Source organism: Escherichia sp. MAL-1, from assembly GCF_052948035.1.
This window is the reverse complement of the sequence record NZ_CM129609.1, coordinates 3577311-3597239: the sequence shown is the minus strand read 5'-3', so window position 1 is coordinate 3597239 and position 19929 is coordinate 3577311. Positions and strand designations below refer to the sequence as shown.

16 protein-coding genes and 3 pseudogenes are annotated in these 19929 nt (G+C 51.5%); 13 read left to right on the top strand and 6 right to left on the bottom strand.

Annotation, left to right across the window (positions count from 1 at the left end; genetic code table 11):
- Positions 1 to 33: 33 nt before the first annotated feature.
- On the bottom strand, positions 34 to 843 hold the full coding sequence (ybbO, locus tag ACU8XX_RS17955) for an NADP(+)-dependent aldehyde reductase (RefSeq protein ID WP_000148941.1): 810 nt from the start codon (positions 841 to 843) through the stop codon (positions 34 to 36).
- Positions 833 to 1456: a multifunctional acyl-CoA thioesterase I/protease I/lysophospholipase L1 gene (gene tesA / locus ACU8XX_RS17950; protein ID WP_001295836.1), complete on the bottom strand. Its 624-nt coding sequence runs from the start codon at positions 1454 to 1456 to the stop codon at positions 833 to 835. The genes ybbO and tesA overlap by 11 nt, the downstream gene beginning before the upstream one ends.
- Between tesA and ybbA the strand changes: the two genes are divergently transcribed.
- Positions 1427 to 2113: a putative ABC transporter ATP-binding protein YbbA gene (gene ybbA, locus ACU8XX_RS17945; protein WP_016241948.1), complete on the top strand. Its 687-nt coding sequence runs from the start codon at positions 1427 to 1429 to the stop codon at positions 2111 to 2113. The genes tesA and ybbA overlap by 30 nt on opposite strands.
- Positions 2110 to 4524: a putative ABC transporter permease subunit YbbP gene (gene ybbP, locus ACU8XX_RS17940; protein WP_000561806.1), complete on the top strand. Its 2415-nt coding sequence runs from the start codon at positions 2110 to 2112 to the stop codon at positions 4522 to 4524. Before ybbA ends, ybbP begins: the two co-directional genes overlap by 4 nt.
- Positions 4525 to 4741: 217 nt before the next feature.
- Here the strand turns inward: ybbP and dinQ are convergent, their stop codons facing one another.
- The 3 genes from dinQ to allS form a co-directional block, all read right to left on the bottom strand.
- A complete protein-coding gene (dinQ, locus tag ACU8XX_RS17935; protein WP_349808740.1) occupies positions 4742 to 4825 on the bottom strand; it encodes a damage-inducible type I toxin DinQ in 84 nt (27 codons plus the stop codon).
- A gap of 411 nt (positions 4826 to 5236) precedes the next feature.
- Positions 5237 to 6331: a tRNA 2-selenouridine(34) synthase MnmH gene (gene mnmH / locus ACU8XX_RS17930; protein ID WP_001157986.1), complete on the bottom strand. Its 1095-nt coding sequence runs from the start codon at positions 6329 to 6331 to the stop codon at positions 5237 to 5239.
- A gap of 68 nt (positions 6332 to 6399) precedes the next feature.
- Complete coding sequence (gene allS, locus ACU8XX_RS17925) at positions 6400 to 7326, bottom strand: HTH-type transcriptional activator AllS (RefSeq protein WP_024233338.1); 927 nt, start codon at positions 7324 to 7326, stop codon at positions 6400 to 6402.
- Positions 7327 to 7555: 229 nt separating this feature from the next.
- Here allS and allA point away from each other — a divergent pair, with 229 nt between their 5' ends.
- The 11 genes and pseudogenes from allA (at position 7556) to glxK (ending at position 18916) form a co-directional block, all read left to right on the top strand.
- Complete coding sequence (gene allA / locus ACU8XX_RS17920; protein ID WP_016241949.1) at positions 7556 to 8038, top strand: ureidoglycolate lyase; 483 nt, start codon at positions 7556 to 7558, stop codon at positions 8036 to 8038.
- 77 nt (positions 8039 to 8115) lie between these two features.
- Positions 8116 to 8931 (top strand): HTH-type transcriptional repressor AllR, encoded by an 816-nt coding sequence (gene allR, locus ACU8XX_RS17915; protein WP_000141275.1) that lies wholly within the window; start codon positions 8116 to 8118, stop codon positions 8929 to 8931.
- An 89-nt stretch (positions 8932 to 9020) separates the two neighbouring features.
- A complete protein-coding gene (gcl, locus tag ACU8XX_RS17910; protein WP_001096881.1) occupies positions 9021 to 10802 on the top strand; it encodes a glyoxylate carboligase in 1782 nt (593 codons plus the stop codon).
- 12 nt (positions 10803 to 10814) lie between these two features.
- Positions 10815 to 11591: a hydroxypyruvate isomerase gene (hyi, locus tag ACU8XX_RS17905; RefSeq protein WP_001514995.1), complete on the top strand. Its 777-nt coding sequence runs from the start codon at positions 10815 to 10817 to the stop codon at positions 11589 to 11591.
- Positions 11592 to 11690: 99 nt separating this feature from the next.
- Positions 11691 to 12569 (top strand): 2-hydroxy-3-oxopropionate reductase, encoded by an 879-nt coding sequence (gene glxR, locus ACU8XX_RS17900; RefSeq protein ID WP_000765839.1) that lies wholly within the window; start codon positions 11691 to 11693, stop codon positions 12567 to 12569.
- A 169-nt stretch (positions 12570 to 12738) separates the two neighbouring features.
- Positions 12739 to 13770: pseudogene (locus ACU8XX_RS17895) on the top strand (cytosine permease); the annotation flags it as partial.
- A 56-nt stretch (positions 13771 to 13826) separates the two neighbouring features.
- Positions 13827 to 14524, top strand: a protein-coding gene (locus ACU8XX_RS17890) for an IS1-like element IS1A family transposase (RefSeq protein WP_103215986.1) whose coding sequence is annotated in 2 segments (ribosomal slippage) — positions 13827 to 14076 and positions 14076 to 14524 — 699 coding nt in all. Because the reading frame shifts where the segments join, the coding sequence is not laid out codon by codon here.
- A gap of 13 nt (positions 14525 to 14537) precedes the next feature.
- Positions 14538 to 14969: pseudogene (locus ACU8XX_RS17885) on the top strand (cytosine permease); the annotation flags it as partial.
- A 60-nt stretch (positions 14970 to 15029) separates the two neighbouring features.
- Complete coding sequence (allB, locus tag ACU8XX_RS17880; protein ID WP_000006887.1) at positions 15030 to 16391, top strand: allantoinase AllB; 1362 nt, start codon at positions 15030 to 15032, stop codon at positions 16389 to 16391.
- 56 nt (positions 16392 to 16447) lie between these two features.
- Positions 16448 to 17749: pseudogene (locus tag ACU8XX_RS17875) on the top strand (uracil/xanthine transporter).
- A 21-nt stretch (positions 17750 to 17770) separates the two neighbouring features.
- Complete coding sequence (gene glxK / locus ACU8XX_RS17870; protein ID WP_000706344.1) at positions 17771 to 18916, top strand: glycerate 3-kinase; 1146 nt, start codon at positions 17771 to 17773, stop codon at positions 18914 to 18916.
- Positions 18917 to 19143: 227 nt separating this feature from the next.
- Here glxK and allE read toward each other — a convergent pair whose 3' ends face one another.
- On the bottom strand, positions 19144 to 19929 hold the full coding sequence (allE, locus tag ACU8XX_RS17865) for a (S)-ureidoglycine aminohydrolase (RefSeq protein ID WP_000540943.1): 786 nt from the start codon (positions 19927 to 19929) through the stop codon (positions 19144 to 19146).

The following is a 19929-nucleotide window of genomic DNA, read 5'->3' as shown; positions in this document are numbered from 1 at the left end:
CTTTGACATGGGGGCTTAAGCGCGCGCTTCAACTCACCCCTGCAATATTTTGTCCATCACGCGCCCCGGCAGCAGGCGCTTAAGCACCATTACTGCCCAGGTCACCAGCGTTACCGGATAGCGCATCTTCGGCTTCTCGCTAATAAAAGCATGGCGTACTTTGTCCACCACCGCTTCCGGTCCCAACGTAAAGCGGGCGGCGATGCCGGGATTTTCGACTGGTTTATCACTTTGCGTCTGGTTGACGTTGTCGGTGAAGCGAGTACGAATGGGACCGGGTTCGATCAGGCTGACTTTAATTCCGCTGTGGCGTAGCTCCATGCGCAGCGCGTCTGACCACGCCTCCAGCGCATATTTACTGGCCGCGTAAGCGCCACGACCCGGCGTGGAGATTAATCCCATCACCGATGATGTCATCACAATACGCCCTTCACCGTGCGGTAACATCGCGGGTAACAGGCGCATGGTGAGCTGGTGTGCGCCGAAAAAGTTGGCGGAAAACTGCTGTTCCATCTGCGCACGGCTGATGGTGGAAAGGGGGCCATACATGCCGAATCCGGCATTGTTAAAGATCCCATACAGACAATTATCGGTCAGGGCGATCACCTCGTCTGCTGCGCGATCAACACTTTCTGGTGAATCCAGATCGATCAACACGCCGGTAAATCCCATGTTGTTCATACGCTCAACATCATCCGGTTTTCGGCAACCTGCCAGCACATGAAAACCCTGGCGTTTTAATTCGAGCGCGCTTTCCAGGCCAATTCCACTGGAACATCCGGTAATTAAGACCGATTTTTGCATAACTTTACCTGTCAGGATCTCCGTTGCTTTATGAGTCATGATTTACTAAAGGCTGCAACTGCTTCGCCATCCAGTCGGCAATAAACGGCTGGGCGTCGCGGTTGGGATGAATACCGTCATCCTGCATCCATTGTGGCTTGAGGTAGACCTCTTCCATAAAAAAGGGCAGCAGCGGAACATCAAACTCTTTGGCGAGTTTGGGGTAAATGGCGCTAAAGGCTTCATTATAACGGCGACCATAGTTTGCAGGCAGACGTATTTGCATTAACAATGGTTCAGCGTTGGCGGCTTTGACATCCTGCAAAATCTGGCGCAGCGTTTGCTCGGTTTGCTGTGGCTGAAAACCACGTAAACCGTCATTGCCGCCCAGTTCAACCAGCACCCAACGCGGCTGATGCTGTTTCAGCAGAGCCGGAAGGCGCGCCAGTCCTTGTTGCGAGGTGTCGCCGCTGATGCTGGCATTAACTACCGACGTTTTACTCTGCCACTTATCATTCAACAAGGCAGGCCAGGCCGCGCTGGCAGACATTCGATACCCGGCGCTCAGGCTATCACCCAGAATCAATAACGTGTCCGCTGCGGCGGCACGGAAGGTTAACAGGACCAGGAACAGGAAGGGCAAATGCCAGCGGAAAACATTGTTGAAGTTCATCATCTTAATAAGTCCGTCGGTCAGGGGGAGCATGAACTCTCCATCCTCACCGGAGTTGAGCTGGTTGTCAAACGTGGCGAGACCATCGCACTGGTGGGCGAGTCGGGATCGGGTAAGTCAACCTTGCTGGCGATCCTCGCCGGGCTTGATGACGGCAGCAGTGGCGAAGTGAGTCTGGTGGGACAACCGCTACATAATATGGACGAAGAAGCGCGGGCAAAGTTGCGCGCGAAGCACGTCGGCTTTGTTTTTCAGTCATTTATGTTAATTCCTACCCTTAACGCGCTGGAAAACGTCGAGCTTCCGGCTCTGCTGCGCGGTGAGAGTAGCGCGGAAAGTCGTAACGGGGCGAAAGCGTTGCTCGAACAGTTAGGGCTGGGTAAACGTCTGGATCATCTTCCGGCACAGCTTTCCGGCGGTGAACAGCAACGAGTGGCGCTGGCACGAGCCTTTAATGGTCGACCTGATGTGCTGTTTGCCGACGAACCCACCGGCAACCTTGACCGCCAGACGGGCGATAAAATTGCCGACCTGCTGTTTTCCCTCAACCGTGAACATGGCACCACGTTGATTATGGTGACCCACGACCTGCAACTGGCGGCACGCTGCGACCGCTGCTTACGGCTGGTGAACGGGCAGTTGCAGGAGGAAGCATGATTGCACGTTGGTTCTGGCGCGAATGGCGTTCGCCGTCGCTATTAATTGTCTGGCTGGCGCTAAGCCTGGCGGTGGCCTGCGTGCTGGCGCTGGGCAATATCAGCGATCGCATGGAGAAGGGCTTAAGCCAGCAAAGCCGTGAGTTTATGGCGGGCGATCGGGCGTTGCGCAGTTCACGCGAAGTGCCGCAAGCGTTGCTGGAGGAAGCGCAAAAGCGCGGCCTGAAAGTCGGCAAGCAGCTGACTTTCGCCACAATGACCTTTGCAGGCGACACACCGCAGCTGGCGAACGTCAAAGCGGTGGATGATATCTACCCGATGTATGGCGATCTGCAAACTAATCCCCCTGGCCTGAAACCGCAGGCGGGCAGCGTATTGCTGGCCCCACGCCTGATGGCACTGCTTAACCTGAAAACGGGCGACACCATTGACGTGGGCGATGCCACCTTGCGGATTGCCGGAGAAGTGATTCAGGAACCGGATTCCGGTTTTAACCCCTTCCAGATGGCTCCGCGTCTGATGATGAATCTGGCGGATGTCGATAAAACCGGAGCCGTGCAGCCGGGGAGTCGGGTCACCTGGCGTTATAAATTCGGCGGCAACGAGAACCAGCTCGACGGCTATGAGAAATGGTTGTTACCTCAGCTTAAACCCGAACAACGCTGGTACGGTCTGGAACAGGACGAAGGCGCGCTGGGGCGATCGATGGAACGCTCGCAACAGTTCCTGCTGCTTTCGGCGCTTCTGACCTTGCTGCTGGCAGTGGCAGCGGTGGCGGTAGCGATGAATCATTACTGTCGCAGTCGCTACGATCTGGTGGCGATCCTCAAAACGCTGGGGGCAGGGCGAGCGCAACTGCGTAAGCTAATCGTCGGTCAGTGGTTGATGGTGCTGACGCTTTCAGCCGTTACCGGTGGGGCCATAGGTCTGTTGTTCGAAAACGTGTTGATGGTGCTGCTCAAGCCCGTTCTGCCTGCTGCACTACCGCCAGCCAGCCTCTGGCCGTGGCTGTGGGCGCTTGGCACCATGACGGTCATCTCGCTGCTGGTGGGGCTACGACCATATCGCTTGTTGCTGGCAACGCAGCCTTTACGCGTATTACGTAATGATGTGGTAGCGAACGTCTGGCCGCTGAAGTTTTATCTGCCGATTGTCAGTGTGGTGGTTGTGCTGCTGCTCGCCGGATTAATGGGTGGCAGCATGCTGCTTTGGGCGGTGCTGGCGGGCGCGGTAGTACTGGCTTTGCTGTGCGGTGTGCTGGGCTGGATGCTGCTGAATGTACTTCGCCGCATGACGCTGAAATCGCTGCCTCTGCGCCTGGCGGTTAGCCGCCTGTTACGTCAGCCGTGGTCAACGTTAAGTCAGCTTTCGGCATTTTCGCTCTCCTTTATGCTGCTGGCGCTGTTGCTGGTATTGCGTGGCGATCTGCTCGACCGCTGGCAGCAGCAGCTACCGCCAGAAAGCCCGAACTACTTTTTAATTAACATCGCCACAGAACAGGTAGCACCGCTAAAAGCGTTCCTCGCGGAACATCATATAGTCCCGGAATCATTTTATCCGGTAGTGCGGGCGCGGCTGACGGCGATTAACGATAAGCCGACAGAAGGTAATGAAGATGAGGCGCTTAATCGCGAACTCAATCTTACCTGGCAAAATACGCGGCCCGATCATAATCCGATTGTCGCCGGTAACTGGCCGCCAAAAGCCGATGAAGTGTCGATGGAAGAGGGGCTGGCGAAACGCTTAAACGTTGCCCTCGGTGATACCGTGACTTTTATGGGCGATACCCAGGAGTTCCGCGCTAAAGTGACCAGCCTGCGCAAAGTGGACTGGGAAAGTCTGCGGCCTAATTTCTATTTTATTTTCCCGGAAGGGGCATTAGACGGGCAACCGCAGAGCTGGCTTACCAGTTTCCGCTGGGAGAATGGCAACGGCATGTTGACGCAACTCAACCGCCAGTTCCCGACCATTAGCCTGTTAGATATTGGCGCGATTTTAAAACAGGTCGGTCAGGTGCTGGAGCAGGTAAGTCGGGCGCTGGAGGTGATGGTGGTGCTGGTCACTGCCTGCGGTATGTTGCTGTTGCTGGCACAGGTGCAGGTGGGAATGCGCCAGCGTCATCAGGAGCTGGTGGTATGGCGCACACTCGGTGCGGGGAAAAAACTGCTGCGCACGACATTGTGGTGTGAGTTCGCCATGCTTGGGTTTGTTTCCGGCCTGGTGGCCGCAATTGGTGCGGAAACGGCACTGGCAGTGTTGCAGGCGAAAGTGTTTGATTTCCCGTGGGAGCCAGACTGGCGATTGTGGATTGTTCTGCCGTGCAGCGGTGCGCTGCTGCTGTCGCTTTTCGGCGGCTGGCTGGGCGCGAGACTGGTTAAGGGTAAGGCGCTGTTCAGGCAGTTTGCGGGGTGATGACAGGTGTTAGATTGCCTGATGCGCTACGCTTATCAGGCCTACGAAGAGCGTGCAATATATTGATTTTGCAAGATTGTGTAGGCCGGATAAGGCGTTTACGCCGCATCCGGCATGAACAGTGTGCATTTTGGCAATAAATATGAAACCAACTGTCATGTCGGTTTTTTTAAAGACCGAAGGTGGTAAACCTTCGGCCTTAGCTACGTTTCCTCAGTTATTCAATAAACTGACGGATCAGTTCCAGCAGCGCGATTAGCGCCTTAAGAACGATGAGAACTTTATCGAGAAAAGTTTTCATCCGTTGCTCCCTTAAGGGAGAAAGACAATCACAGCTTACCCTTACGTTGCCTGTAACTATGATTTTCTTCATGTGCTAGATGAGGACTGCCTCTCTCCAAATTAGAGCACCAGAATCAGCACCACCTGTATCCTGACCAGGACTTAAAAGTACTTTTCCGCACTGCGGTAATCCCTTGAGGCAGTATCACTACTAGCGTCGGGATTGTATCGCCAACATAGCTGTTTGAATATGTAGGCATCCTGACTTATAATTCACTTGCTAGATGAGGACTGTTTCATTTCTGCCCGGAACCACCAAGTCTTGGGCGGAAAAAATAAAAAAACCGACTGTCATGTCGGTTTTTTTATATCTGTATTCTGGTGCAACCATTCTGTTCTTACGACAATCGCCGTTTCAGAATACCGCCCATCACTGCGCCTTAACCCATTCCGCCACTTCCGCCCACTCACCGCGAAAGACAACTTTTTCCGCTTTTTTCTCAAGCTGATAGCGATACATTGGGTCGTAATATTCTTTAAGTAACGGCACCAGCCAGGCCAGATGACCGTCGGTGCTGCCGGTGGTGAGTTGCGTTGTCAGCGCCGTATCCAGCTGGGCAGCGAGTTCGTTATAGCGCTGTAACCCCAGCCGACGCTTAATCGCCGAAAGTCCGTGATGCAGGTATTCGCAATATTCCTGCCAGCCCTGTTCGTCGCCATAAGCGTGGGTAAAATCATGATGCATACGCAAGAAATACTCTTCGTTCAGGCGTTCAAGACGGATCTCAAACGGATCTTCTACCACCGCAATCGCCGCCTGAGTCATTCGCTCGCGCAGACATTCCGGCAGGTGATTCGAACCGATCATCCGGCTTTCGTCTTCCAGCACCCACAGGCGCAAATTCTGACGGGCGTCGGTTTTTAGCATTTCGGCAGCCAGCAGGTTTTCAAAACTCGCCTGGCTAAGTTGTGGTTGTAACGTGCGACCAAACGCCGAACCGCGATGACGCGCCAACCCTTCCAGATCAACACCGTTCGGCTGTTGCTGCACTAACAGCGTTTTACCGCTGCCGGTACAACCGCCAATCAGCACTATCGGTTTTTGTGCCAGTTCAATAGTCGCCTGAATCGCGGTCTGGCGCAGTGCCTTATAACCGCCTTCCACCAGCGGATAATCAATCCCCGCTGCATGCAACCAGCTTTGCACAATATGTGAGCGCTGACCGCCACGGGCGCAGCAGAGAATACCTTGCGGATTTTGCAGGCACGCTGCCCGCCAGGCGTCCATGCGCTGCTGACGAATTTCACCCGCAACCAGTTTATGTCCCAGCGCCAGCGCTGCGTCTGAGCCTTGCTGTTTATAGCAGGTGCCAACGGCGGCGCGTTCATCGTTATTCATTAACGGCAGATTGATAGCGGCGGGCATTGCGCCTTGCTCAAACTCGATAGGGGCGCGAACATCAATAATGGGCGTATCAGCAATCAGCAGGGCACGATAGTCCTGTTCCGTGTGTCTCTCTTGCATAGTTAAAAGTGAACCTCAAATCAGCTTGCGCGCTATTTTACGCGCCAACGCGCAAGGAAACTTGATTTTTAACTGCGTGGGTTGCCGAAAATTTCTAAAAATCCGCTGATTTCCGGCCTGCGCTGGGTAAACAAGGTCACAATATCTTCTACCGCTTTGCCGCTGCCAAATTTGCGCCATGCCAGACTCAATGGCGAAGGAGGGCGCATCGTTGGGATTACCCGGCTGACCAGTTGTTGATTATCGATCATTAACTGGCAAAGCGATTTTGGCAAAAAACCAATGCCAACGCCCGCCAGATGGGCGGCGATTTTCGTTTCCATATCGGGAACAATAATCTCTTTTTGCCCTGGCAATCGCCAGGCGACGCGTTTGGTTAAGGTGCGGGCGCTGTCTTCAATATTGACCGCCGGAAAGCGCCGCAACTGCGCTTCTGTTAGCGGCTCTTCAACGTTCGCCAGCGGATGATCCGCCGCCATGACAAAGCGCCATTGCACCGATCCTAAGGGATCAAGACTAAAGGTATTTGCCAGCGCCTCAGTTCCCGTGACGCCGATAGCCAGCGAAAAACCTTCGTACAATAGCGAGTCCCAGACGCCCATATAGATTTGTCGGGAGATGTGAAACTGGGTAAAGGGGTAACGCTCATTCAGCCACGCCAGCAACTGGGCGACGGCCTGGGGGTTGTAGAGCAGGTTGTTGATGACAATATTCACCTGGCGTTCCACGCCATCATTCACCTGTTGCAGCTCGCTTGGCATACTTTCCAGCCAGCTCAGCCAGTCTCTGGCCTGGGAAAGTAGATGCTCGCCAGCCGCTGTCAACGTCACGCTGCGAGTCGTACGGAAAAACAGCGCTACTCCGGTATTCTCTTCCAGAAGTTTAATGCGATAACTGATCGTCGCCGTGGTTTTACATAATCGTTCTGCCGCTTTTGAAAAACTTCCTGTTTCAGCAACCGCAATGAAAGTCCGCAAGGTTTCTGGATCGAACATCTTCAGGTATCCCCTTTTAAATCCGCAAGTTGCGTGATTTTCTTATCCTCTGATTTATCAGTATTTTTACATGATAACCCTGTTCAATTTGTGGACTAAATCTAGTTTTGGAAAAATATTCCAACTTTTGTATTGATGTTGTTCTCTTAAGGTTTTAGATTGCCTGTTATTGAAACCAAGCTGACCGGTCGGCGGTGGTTGAACGGAATTATGTTACAAGGACAAAAAGATGAAACTTCAGGTATTACCGTTAAGTCAGGAAGCCTTTAGTGCTTATGGCGACGTAATCGAAACGCAGCAACGGGATTTTTTCCATATTAACAATGGCCTGGTGGAGCGTTACCACGATTTGGCGCTGGTTGAGATTCTTGAGCAAGACCGTACGCTTATCAGCATTAACCGCGCGCAACCGGTGAATCTGCCGCTGACCATTCACGAACTCGAACGTCATCCGCTGGGTACTCAGGCCTTTATCCCGATGAAAGGTGAGGTGTTTGTGGTGGTCGTGGCGTTAGGTGACGACAAACCAGACCTGTCAACGCTGCGGGCGTTTATCACCAACGGTGAACAGGGGGTGAATTACCATCGTAACGTCTGGCATCACCCACTTTTCGCCTGGCAGCGCGTCACCGATTTTCTGACCATCGATCGCGGCGGCAGTGACAACTGTGATGTTGAAAGTATTCCTGAACAGGAACTCTGTTTTGCGTGACGCCTGCAACCGACTTGCATAAGATAAACTAATTGTTCATTGTTTATGCTCACTTGTAGGTCGGAGTTAACGTAGGTATGACGGAAGTTAGACGGCGCGGCAGGCCAGGACAGGCGGAGCCTGTGGCACAGAAGGGCGCACAGGCGTTAGAGCGGGGAATTGCGATTCTGCAATATTTGGAAAAAAGTGGGGGAAGTTCGTCGGTTAGCGATATTTCTCTCAATCTGGATTTGCCGCTCTCCACGACCTTTCGCTTGCTGAAGGTTTTACAGGCAGCGGATTTTGTCTATCAGGACAGTCAATTAGGCTGGTGGCATATAGGATTAGGTGTCTTTAACGTCGGTGCGGCGTACATCCATAACCGCGATGTCCTCTCCGTCGCCGGGCCGTTTATGCGCCGCCTGATGTTACTTTCCGGCGAAACGGTCAATGTCGCGATCCGTAACGGCAATGAAGCGGTATTAATTGGTCAGTTAGAGTGTAAATCGATGGTCAGGATGTGTGCGCCACTGGGCAGTCGTCTGCCACTGCATGCTTCCGGTGCGGGCAAAGCGCTGCTTTATCCGCTGGCGGAAGAGGAGTTGATGAGCATCATTCTGCAAACCGGTTTGCAGCAGTTTACGCCAACTACGCTTGTGGATATGCCCACCTTGCTGAAGGACCTGGAACAAGCGCGTGAACTGGGCTATACCGTAGATAAAGAAGAGCATGTTGTAGGTCTGAATTGCATAGCTTCAGCAATTTACGATGATGTCGGTAGTGTTGTTGCCGCTATCTCCATCTCCGGGCCTTCATCAAGACTGACAGAAGATCGTTTTGTCAGTCAGGGTGAGCTGGTCAGAGACACCGCCCGCGATATCAGCACGGCGTTGGGACTGAAAGCACATCCATAATGTCTGTCGCATCCCGCTCTGCGGAGCGGGTTTTTTTGACAAAATTTGAAAGTTGGAAAAATTTTCCAATAAATAGAGGTAGGAATAAAATGGCAAAAATGAGAGCCGTTGACGCGGCAATGTATGTGCTGGAGAAAGAAGGTATCACTACCGCCTTCGGTGTTCCGGGAGCTGCAATCAATCCGTTCTACTCAGCGATGCGTAAGCACGGCGGTATTCGTCACATTCTGGCGCGTCATGTGGAAGGTGCTTCGCACATGGCGGAAGGTTATACCCGCGCAACGGCAGGGAATATCGGCGTATGTCTGGGGACTTCCGGTCCTGCGGGCACGGACATGATCACCGCGCTCTATTCCGCTTCTGCTGATTCCATTCCTATTCTGTGCATTACCGGCCAGGCACCGCGCGCCCGTCTGCATAAAGAAGATTTTCAGGCCGTAGATATTGAAGCAATTGCTAAACCGGTCAGCAAAATGGCGGTTACAGTTCGTGAAGCGGCGCTGGTGCCTCGCGTGCTGCAACAGGCATTTCACCTGATGCGTTCTGGTCGTCCGGGTCCGGTACTGGTGGATTTACCGTTCGACGTTCAGGTTGCGGAAATCGAGTTTGATCCTGACATGTACGAACCGCTGCCGGTCTACAAACCTGCTGCCAGCCGTATGCAGATCGAAAAAGCTGTAGAAATGTTAATCCAGGCCGAACGTCCGGTGATTGTTGCCGGGGGCGGGGTAATTAATGCTGACGCAGCTGCACTGTTACAACAGTTTGCTGAACTGACCAGCGTTCCGGTGATCCCAACGCTAATGGGCTGGGGCTGTATCCCGGACGATCATGAACTGATGGCCGGGATGGTGGGTCTGCAAACCGCGCATCGTTACGGTAACGCAACGCTGCTGGCGTCTGACATGGTGTTTGGTATCGGTAACCGTTTTGCTAACCGTCATACCGGCTCGGTAGAGAAATACACCGAAGGGCGCAAAATCGTTCATATTGATATTGAGCCGACGCAAATTGGTCGCGTGCTGTGTCCGGATCTCGGTATTGTCTCTGATGCTAAAGCGGCGCTGACACTGCTGGTTGAAGTGGCGCAGGAGATGCAAAAAGCGGGTCGTCTGCCGTGTCGTAAAGAATGGGTCGCCGACTGCCAGCAGCGTAAACGCACTTTGCTGCGCAAAACCCACTTCGACAACGTGCCGGTGAAACCGCAGCGCGTGTATGAAGAGATGAACAAAGCCTTTGGTCGCGATGTTTGTTATGTCACCACCATTGGTCTGTCACAAATCGCTGCGGCACAAATGCTGCATGTCTTTAAAGACCGCCACTGGATCAACTGTGGTCAGGCTGGTCCGTTAGGCTGGACGATTCCGGCTGCGCTAGGGGTTTGTGCCGCTGATCCGAAACGCAATGTGGTGGCGATTTCTGGCGACTTTGACTTCCAGTTCCTGATTGAAGAGTTAGCTGTTGGCGCGCAGTTCAACATTCCGTACATCCATGTGCTGGTCAACAACGCTTATCTGGGGCTGATTCGCCAGTCGCAGCGCGCGTTTGATATGGACTACTGCGTGCAACTCGCTTTCGAGAATATCAACTCCAGCGAAGTGAACGGTTACGGCGTCGACCACGTAAAAGTAGCGGAAGGTTTAGGTTGTAAAGCGATTCGCGTCTTCAAACCGGAAGATATTGCGCCAGCCTTTGAACAGGCGAAAGCCTTAATGGCGCAATATCGGGTACCGGTAGTCGTGGAAGTTATTCTCGAGCGTGTGACCAATATTTCGATGGGCAGCGAACTGGATAACGTCATGGAATTTGAAGATATCGCCGATAACGCAGCGGACGCACCGACTGAAACCTGCTTCATGCACTATGAATAAGGGAGATAAATAATGTTACGTTTCTCTGCTAATTTATCGATGTTATTTGGTGAATATGATTTTTTCGCCCGTTTTGAGAAAGCTGCGCAGTGTGGTTTTCGCGGCGTTGAATTTATGTTTCCTTATGACTACGACATTGAAGAATTAAAACAGGTACTGGCGAGTAATAAACTCGAACATACGCTGCACAATTTACCGGCAGGTGACTGGGCGGCGGGCGAGCGCGGTATTGCCTGTATTCCTGGCCGTGAAGAAGAGTTTCGGGATGGCGTAGCAGCAGCGATTCGTTATGCCCGTGCGCTGGGTAATAAAAAAATTAACTGTCTGGTCGGTAAAACGCCGGCTGGTTTCAGCAGTGAACAGATTCACGCAACGCTTGTAGAAAACCTGCGTTATGCCGCGAATATGCTGATGAAAGAAGATATTTTATTACTGATTGAACCTATTAACCATTTTGATATTCCTGGTTTCCATCTCACCGGAACTCGGCAGGCGCTGAAATTGATTGATGATGTTGGTTGCTGCAATTTGAAAATTCAGTATGACATTTATCACATGCAGCGGATGGAAGGTGAATTAACCAACACTATGACGCAATGGGCTGATAAAATTGGTCACCTGCAAATTGCCGATAATCCGCATCGCGGCGAACCGGGGACCGGAGAAATTAATTATGATTATCTCTTTAAGGTAATCGAAAATTCTGACTACAACGGTTGGGTTGGTTGTGAATATAAACCCCAAACCACCACGGAAGCCGGGTTACGCTGGATGGATCCGTACCGTTAAAACGTAACGCTGTTCAGGCAATGCTTTTTTAGGCCGCTAAGTTGGCAGGGGATCGTGTTGTCTGAATCCAGGAAAAGCACAATTTAAAAGAGGTTAATTATGAAACTGGGATTTATTGGCTTAGGCATTATGGGTACACCGATGGCCATTAATCTGGCGCGTGCCGGTCATCAATTACATGTCACGACCATTGGACCGGTTGCTGATGAATTACTGTCACTGGGTGCCGTCAGTGTTGAAACTGCTCGCCAGGTAACGGAAGCATCGGACATCATTTTTATTATGGTGCCAGATACACCACAGGTTGAAGAAGTTCTGTTCGGTGAAAATGGTTGTACCAAAGCCTCGCTGAAGGGCAAAACCATTGTTGATATGAGCTCCATTTCCCCGATTGAAACTAAACGTTTCGCTCGTCAGGTGAATGAACTGGGTGGCGATTATCTCGATGCGCCAGTCTCCGGCGGTGAAATCGGCGCGCGTGAAGGGACGTTGTCAATTATGGTTGGCGGTGACGAAGCGGTATTTGAACGCGTGAAACCGCTGTTTGAACTGCTCGGTAAAAATATCACCCTCGTGGGCGGTAACGGCGACGGTCAAACCTGCAAAGTGGCAAATCAGATTATTGTGGCGCTCAATATTGAAGCGGTTTCTGAAGCCCTGCTGTTTGCTTCAAAAGCCGGTGCAGATCCGGTACGTGTGCGCCAGGCGCTGATGGGCGGCTTTGCTTCCTCACGTATTCTGGAAGTTCACGGTGAGCGCATGATTAAACGCACCTTTAATCCAGGTTTCAAAATTGCGCTGCACCAGAAAGATCTCAACCTGGCACTGCAAAGTGCGAAAGCGCTAGCGCTGAACCTGCCAAACACTGCGACCTGCCAGGAGCTATTTAATACCTGTGCGGCAAACGGTGGCAGCCAGTTGGATCACTCTGCGTTAGTGCAGGCGCTGGAATTAATGGCGAATCATAAACTGGCCTGATGCCCGCAATAAAAATGGCCGATATCAGCAAATGAATCGGCCAGCAATATTAAAAAAAGAAAGCAGCCAAAGATGTTGCTTCAGCATTAAAAATAATATTTTTATTTTATTTGTTCCTCATAGCTAGATTAAAACAACGTTATTCGATACGTGAAATTAAGAGGGATTTATGGAACATCAGAGAAAACTATTCCAGCAACGCGGCTATAGCGAAGATCTATTGCCGAAAACGCAAAGCCAGCGGACCTGGAAAACATTTAACTATTTTACCTTATGGATGGGTTCGGTTCATAACGTTCCCAATTATGTGATGGTCGGCGGCTTTTTTATTCTCGGCTTGTCTACCTTTAGTATTATGCTGGCAATTATCCTCAGCGCCTTTTTCATTGCCGCGGTAATGGTATTAAACGGCGCTGCGGGCAGTAAATACGGCGTACCGTTTGCCATGATCCTGCGTGCTTCTTACGGCGTACGTGGCGCACTGTTTCCCGGATTATTAAGAGGCGGTATTGCTGCCATTATGTGGTTTGGCCTGCAATGTTATGCGGGGTCACTGGCCTGCTTGATTCTGATTGGCAAAATCTGGCCGGGATTTTTAACTCTCGGTGGTGATTTCACGCTGTTAGGGCTTTCTCTACCGGGCTTAATTACTTTCTTACTCTTCTGGCTGGTCAACGTTGGTATTGGTTTTGGCGGTGGCAAAGTTTTAAATAAATTCACTGCCATTCTTAACCCGTGCATCTATATCGTTTTCGGCGGTATGGCGATTTGGGCGATTTCGCTGGTCGGGATCGGTCCAATCTTTGACTACATTCCGAGCGGTATTCAGAAAGCAGAAAACAGTGGCTTCCTGTTCCTGGTGGTGATAAACGCGGTAGTTGCGGTCTGGGCGGCACCGGCGGTGAGCGCATCCGACTTTACGCAAAACGCCCACTCGTTTCGTGAGCAAGCGCTGGGGCAAACGCTGGGTTTGGTCGTAGCTTATATTCTGTTTGCGGTCGCCGGGGTATGTATTATTGCCGGAGCCAGTATTCACTACGGCGCTGACACATGGAACGTGCTGGATATTGTTCAGCGTTGGGACAGCCTGTTTGCCTCGTTCTTTGCGGTACTGGTTATTCTGATGACGACCATTTCCACTAACGCCACCGGTAATATTATTCCGGCCGGTTATCAGATTGCCGCCATTGCACCGACAAAACGGTGATGCTGCCAACTTACTGATTTAGTGTATGATGGTGTTTTTGAGGTGCTCCAGTGGCTTCTGTTTCTATCAGCTGTCCCTCCTGTTCAGCTACTGACGGGGTGGTGCGTAACGGCAAAAGCACCGCCGGACATCAGCGCTATCTCTGCTCTCACTGCCGTAAAACATGGCAACTGCAGTTCACTTACACCGCTTCTCAACCCGGTACGCACCAGAAAATCATTGATATGGCCATGAATGGCGTTGGATGCCGGGCAACAGCCCGCATTATGGGCGTTGGCCTCAACACGATTTTACGTCACTTAAAAAACTCAGGCCGCAGTCGGTAACCTCGCGCATACAGCCGGGCAGTGACGTCATCGTCTGCGCGGAAATGGACGAACAGTGGGGCTATGTCGGGGCTAAATCGCGCCAGCGCTGGCTGTTTTACGCGTATGACAGGCTCCGGAAGACGGTTGTTGCGCACGTATTCGGTGAACGCACTATGGCGACGCTGGGGCGTCTTATGAGCCTGCTGTCACCCTTTGACGTGGTGATATGGATGACGGATGGCTGGCCGCTGTATGAATCCCGCCTGAAGGGAAAGCTGCACGTAATCAGCAAGCGATATACGCAGCGAATTGAGCGGCATAACCTGAATCTGAGGCAGCACCTGGCACGGCTGGGACGGAAGTCGCTGTCGTTCTCAAAATCGGTGGAGCTGCATGACAAAGTCATCGGGCATTATCTGAACATAAAACACTATCAATAAGTTGGAGTCATTACCGACAAAACTGACCTATAAAAACGGCGTACTGATTGCCAGTATTATCAGCCTGCTGATCTGCCCGTGGAAATTAATGGAAAATCAGGACAGTATTTATCTGTTCCTCGATATCATCGGCGGGATGCTGGGTCCGGTAATTGGTGTCATGATGGCGCATTATTTTGTGGTGATGCGTGGACAAATTAATCTTGATGAACTGTATACCGCAGCAGGCGATTTCAAATATTACGATAACGGCTTTAACCTTACCGCGTTCTCAGTAACTTTGGTCGCCGTTATTTTATCTCTCGGTGGTAAATTTATTCCGTTCATGGAGCCTTTATCACGCGTTTCATGGTTTGTCGGCGTTATTGTCGCATTCGCTGCCTACGCGTTATTAAAAAAACGTACAGCAGCAGAAAAAACAGGAGAACAAAAAGTCACAGGTTAATTAATCCCGATATTGAACATTGAGTTAAAAAACCAATCTGTATTTTACAAGGAGTTTGTTATGTCTTTTGATTTAATCATTAAAAACGGCACCGTTATTTTAGAAAACGAAGCTCGCGTTGTAGATATCGCCGTTAAAGGCGGAAAAATTGCTGCTATCGGTCAGGATCTGGGCGATGCAAAAGAAGTTATGGATGCGTCTGGTCTGGTGGTTTCGCCGGGCATGGTTGATGCGCACACCCATATTTCTGAACCGGGTCGTAGCCACTGGGAAGGTTATGAAACCGGTACTCGCGCAGCGGCAAAAGGTGGTATCACCACCATGATCGAAATGCCGCTCAACCAGCTGCCTGCAACGGTTGACCGCGCTTCAATTGAACTGAAGTTCGATGCCGCTAAAGGCAAGCTAACTATCGATGCGGCACAACTCGGTGGCCTGGTGTCTTACAACATCGACCGTCTGCATGAGCTGGATGAAGTGGGCGTTGTCGGCTTCAAATGCTTCGTTGCGACCTGTGGCGATCGCGGTATCGACAACGACTTCCGTGATGTAAACGACTGGCAGTTCTTCAAAGGTGCGCAGAAGCTGGGCGAACTGGGGCAGCCGGTGCTGGTGCACTGCGAAAACGCGCTGATCTGTGACGCACTGGGCGAAGAAGCGAAACGTGAAGGTCGCGTAACTGCCCATGACTATGTGGCTTCGCGTCCGGTATTTACCGAAGTGGAAGCGATTCGCCGCGTGCTGTATCTGGCGAAAGTTGCCGGTTGCCGTCTGCACGTTTGCCATATCAGCAGCCCGGAAGGCGTTGAAGAAGTGACTCGTGCACGTCAGGAAGGTCAGGACGTTACTTGTGAATCCTGCCCGCATTACTTTGTACTGGATACCGATCAGTTCGAAGAAATCGGTACTCTGGCGAAGTGTTCACCGCCGATCCGCGATCTGGAAAACCAGAAAGGCATGTGGGAAAAACTGTTTAACGGTGAAATCGACTGCCTGGTTTCCGACCACTCACCATGCCCTCCGGAAATGAAAGCCGGCAACATCATGGAAGCATGGGGCGGTATTGCCGGTCTGCAAAACTGTATGGACGTGATGTTCGATGAAGCGGTACAGAAACGCGGAATGTCTCTGCCAATGTTCGGCAAATTAATGGCGACTAACGCAGCAGATATTTTCGGTCTGCAGCAAAAAGGCCGTATCGCCCCAGGAAAAGATGCCGACTTCGTCTTCATTCAGCCGAATAGCAGCTATGTTCTTACCAATGACGATCTGGAATATCGCCACAAAGTCAGCCCGTATGTTGGCCGTACCATTGGCGCGCGTATCACGAAAACCATCTTACGTGGTGATGTGATTTACGACATTGAACAGGGCTTCCCTGTTGCGCCGAAAGGTCAATTTATCCTTAAACATCAGCAGTAATCTGGCCCCTGCAATGCCCGTCCTTGCGGCGGGCATTCTCCGGTTAAGGTGTGTTTATGTTCAATTTTGCAGTTAGCCGCGAAAGCCTGTTATCAGGATTTCAGTGGTTTTTCTTTATTTTTTGCAACACGGTTGTGGTTCCTCCTACGCTACTTTCTGCTTTTCAGTTGCCGCAAAGTAGCCTGCTTACGCTCACGCAATATGCTTTTCTTGCTACCGCACTGGCCTGCTTCGCTCAGGCGTTTTGCGGTCATCGTCGCGCTATTATGGAAGGGCCGGGGGGCCTGTGATGGGGAACCATCCTAACTATCACCCTTGGCGAAGCATCGCGCGGGACACCGATCAACGATATCGCTACCAGTCTGGCGGTGGGGATTGCACTCTCCGGCGTGTTGACGATGTTGATTGGTTTTAGCGGATTAGGCCATCGCCTGGCACGGTTATTTACGCCGTCGGTGATGGTCTTGTTTATGTTGATGCTGGGCGCGCAGCTGACCACTATCTTTTTCAAAGGTATGCTCGGGCTGCCGTTTGGCATAGCCGACCCGAATTTTAAAATTCAGTTACCGCCGTTCGCGCTCTCGGTGGCGGTGATGTGCCTGGTACTGGCGATGATTATTTTCCTGCCGCAACGTTTTGCCCGTTATGGTCTGCTGGTCGGTACGATAACCGGCTGGTTGTTGTGGTTCTTTTGCTTTCCTTCTTCGCATTCGCTCTCCGGTGAGTTGCACTGGCAGTGGTTCCCGCTCGGCAGTGACGGTGCTTTGTCGCCGGGGATTATTCTGACGGCGGTGATTACAGGTCTGGTGAATATCAGCAATACCTACGGTGCGATTCGGGGCACGGATGTTTTTTATCCGCAGCAGGGCGCGGGGAATACGCGTTATCGTCGTAGCTTTGTGGCGACCGGATTTATGACACTGATAACCGTGCCGCTGGCAGTAATTCCATTTTCACCGTTTGTTTCATCCATTGGTTTATTAACCCAGACTGGCGATTACACGCGGCGTTCGTTTATTTATGGCAGCGTTATTTGCCTGCTGGTGGCGCTGGTTCCGGCACTCACGCGACTGTTTTGCAGTATCCCTTTACCCGTGAGTAGTGCGGTCATGCTGGTTTCTTATCTGCCTTTACTCTTTTCCGCGCTGGTGTTTAGCCAGCAAATAACGTTTACCGCTCGCAATATTTATCGACTCGCATTGCCGTTATTTGTCGGCATATTTTTAATGGCATTACCGCCTGTGTATCTGCAAGACCTTCCATTAACGCTTCGTCCTCTGCTCAGTAACGGCTTATTGGTCGGGATTTTACTGGCTGTTCTTATGGATAACCTTATTCCGTGGGAACGCATCGAATAATTTGTTGAAAAAGGATTGATAATGAAGATTGTCATTGCGCCAGACTCTTTTAAAGAGAGCTTAAGTGCAGAAAAATGTTGCCAGGCAATTAAAGCCGGGTTTTCGACCCTCTTTCCCGATGCGCACTATATCTGTTTGCCGATAGCGGATGGCGGCGAAGGAACGGTGGATGCGATGGTCGCCGCGACGGGCGGCAACATCGTGACGCTTGAAGTCTGCGGGCCGATGGGCGAAACAGTGAATGCTTTTTATGGCCTTACCGGCGACGGGAAAACGGCGGTGATTGAGATGGCAGCGGCAAGTGGCCTGATGCTGGTCGCGCCTGAAAAGCGTAATCCGTTGCTGGCCTCCAGTTTTGGTACGGGGGAGTTAATTCGTCATGCGCTGGATAACGGCATTCGCCATATTATTCTCGGCATTGGCGGCAGTGCGACGGTCGACGGCGGTATGGGCATGGCGCAGGCGCTCGGTGTGCGTTTCCTTGATGCCGACGGTCAGGTGCTGGTGGCTAACGGCGGTAATTTAGCGCGCGTGGCAAGCATTGAGATGGATGAATGCGATCCGCGTCTGGCGAATTGCCATATTGAAGTAGCATGTGACGTTGATAACCCGCTGGTAGGGGCACGCGGCGCGGCGGCGGTGTTTGGCCCGCAAAAAGGGGCAACGCCGGAAATGGTCGAAGAGCTGGAACAGGGGCTGCAAAATTACGCCCGTGTTTTACAACAGCAAACTGAAATCAACGTCTGCCAGATGGCGGGCGGCGGCGCTGCGGGCGGTATGGGTATTGCGGCGGCGGTATTTCTCAATGCGGATATTAAACCAGGTATTGAGATTGTGTTGAATGCGGTCAATCTTGCGCAGGCAGTGCAGGGCGCAGCACTGGTGATTACCGGGGAAGGGCGCATCGACTCGCAAACGGCAGGCGGTAAAGCGCCGCTGGGTGTGGCGTCGGTGGCGAAGCAGTTTAATGTACCGGTGATTGGGATTGCTGGCGTATTGGGTGATGGCGTGGAAGTGGTGCACCAGTACGGCATTGACGCGGTATTCAGCATTTTGCCTCGTCTGGCACCTTTAGCCGAAGTGCTCGCCAGCGGTGAAACCAATCTCTTCAACAGCGCGCGAAATATTGCCTGCGCCATTAAAATAGGTCAGGGAATTAAAAACTGACCCTTACCTTTAAAGCGGATGCGATTTATATCGCATAAGAGTGCAGTACTCATGCCGGATGCGGCATGAGTACCATATCCTTCCTGAAAATCGCGCAAATTCTATATATTGCAGAGATCATGTAGGCCTGATAAGCGAAGCGCATCAGGCAATGTTACAAAAAAAGCCACGGTATAAACCGTGGCAAAATCCAACATAGCTAAAAATAATCAGGCGAGTGGTATGACTTAAATCTCTACGTCGCGGTTACAATCTTTCGAGTAAATATAGCTGAACGCTTCACCACGCCCTACACCATAACCAGCCTGTAAAGAATAAGCGCCCATAAAGATGTAATCGCCTTTTTTCACCGGGATCCAGTTATTGTCGAGGTTATAAACCCCCTGACCGGAAAGAATATAGGCACCGTGTTCCTGAACGTGTGTTTCGATATAACCGTGGCTGGCACCTGGTGCAAAAGAGAGGATATGCATGTTCATATCAAAACCTAACTCTTTGGGCAGAAAATCCAGCAGAATAACATCGTCCATGCCTTCATAATGAATGCGTTCCAGTTCGCTGGCATTGCCAGAAACCAGCCACGGTGCATGGCCTTCTATTGGAACATAGCGGCGCTTATATAAAAAGATTTGGCTGTCTTCGGCATGGGCGTTAACAAACGTCATTAAGGAGCCTGGCGGGCAATAAAGATAGCCACCTTCGCTTAAGGCAAATGTTTTGCCTTCGGCTTTGGCAGTGATATTTCCAGAGATCACATACAGGAACGTTTCAATGCCTTCGCCACCGAAGCCCTGTTGGTTGCCACCGTTTTGATGCAGTGTGACCAGATAATCAACAAAAGAGGCACCCAGCTTTGGCGTGGAGAGGATTGTCGCGTCACAATTTTCAAAGCCCGGAATAATATTTTTTACCAGACCGTCTGGTGTTAACAGTGCGAAATTACCGTGTTTAACAATCGCACGGTTAGCCAGTAAATCATCGCGGTAACCGGTGACGTTATTTAAATATCCCAT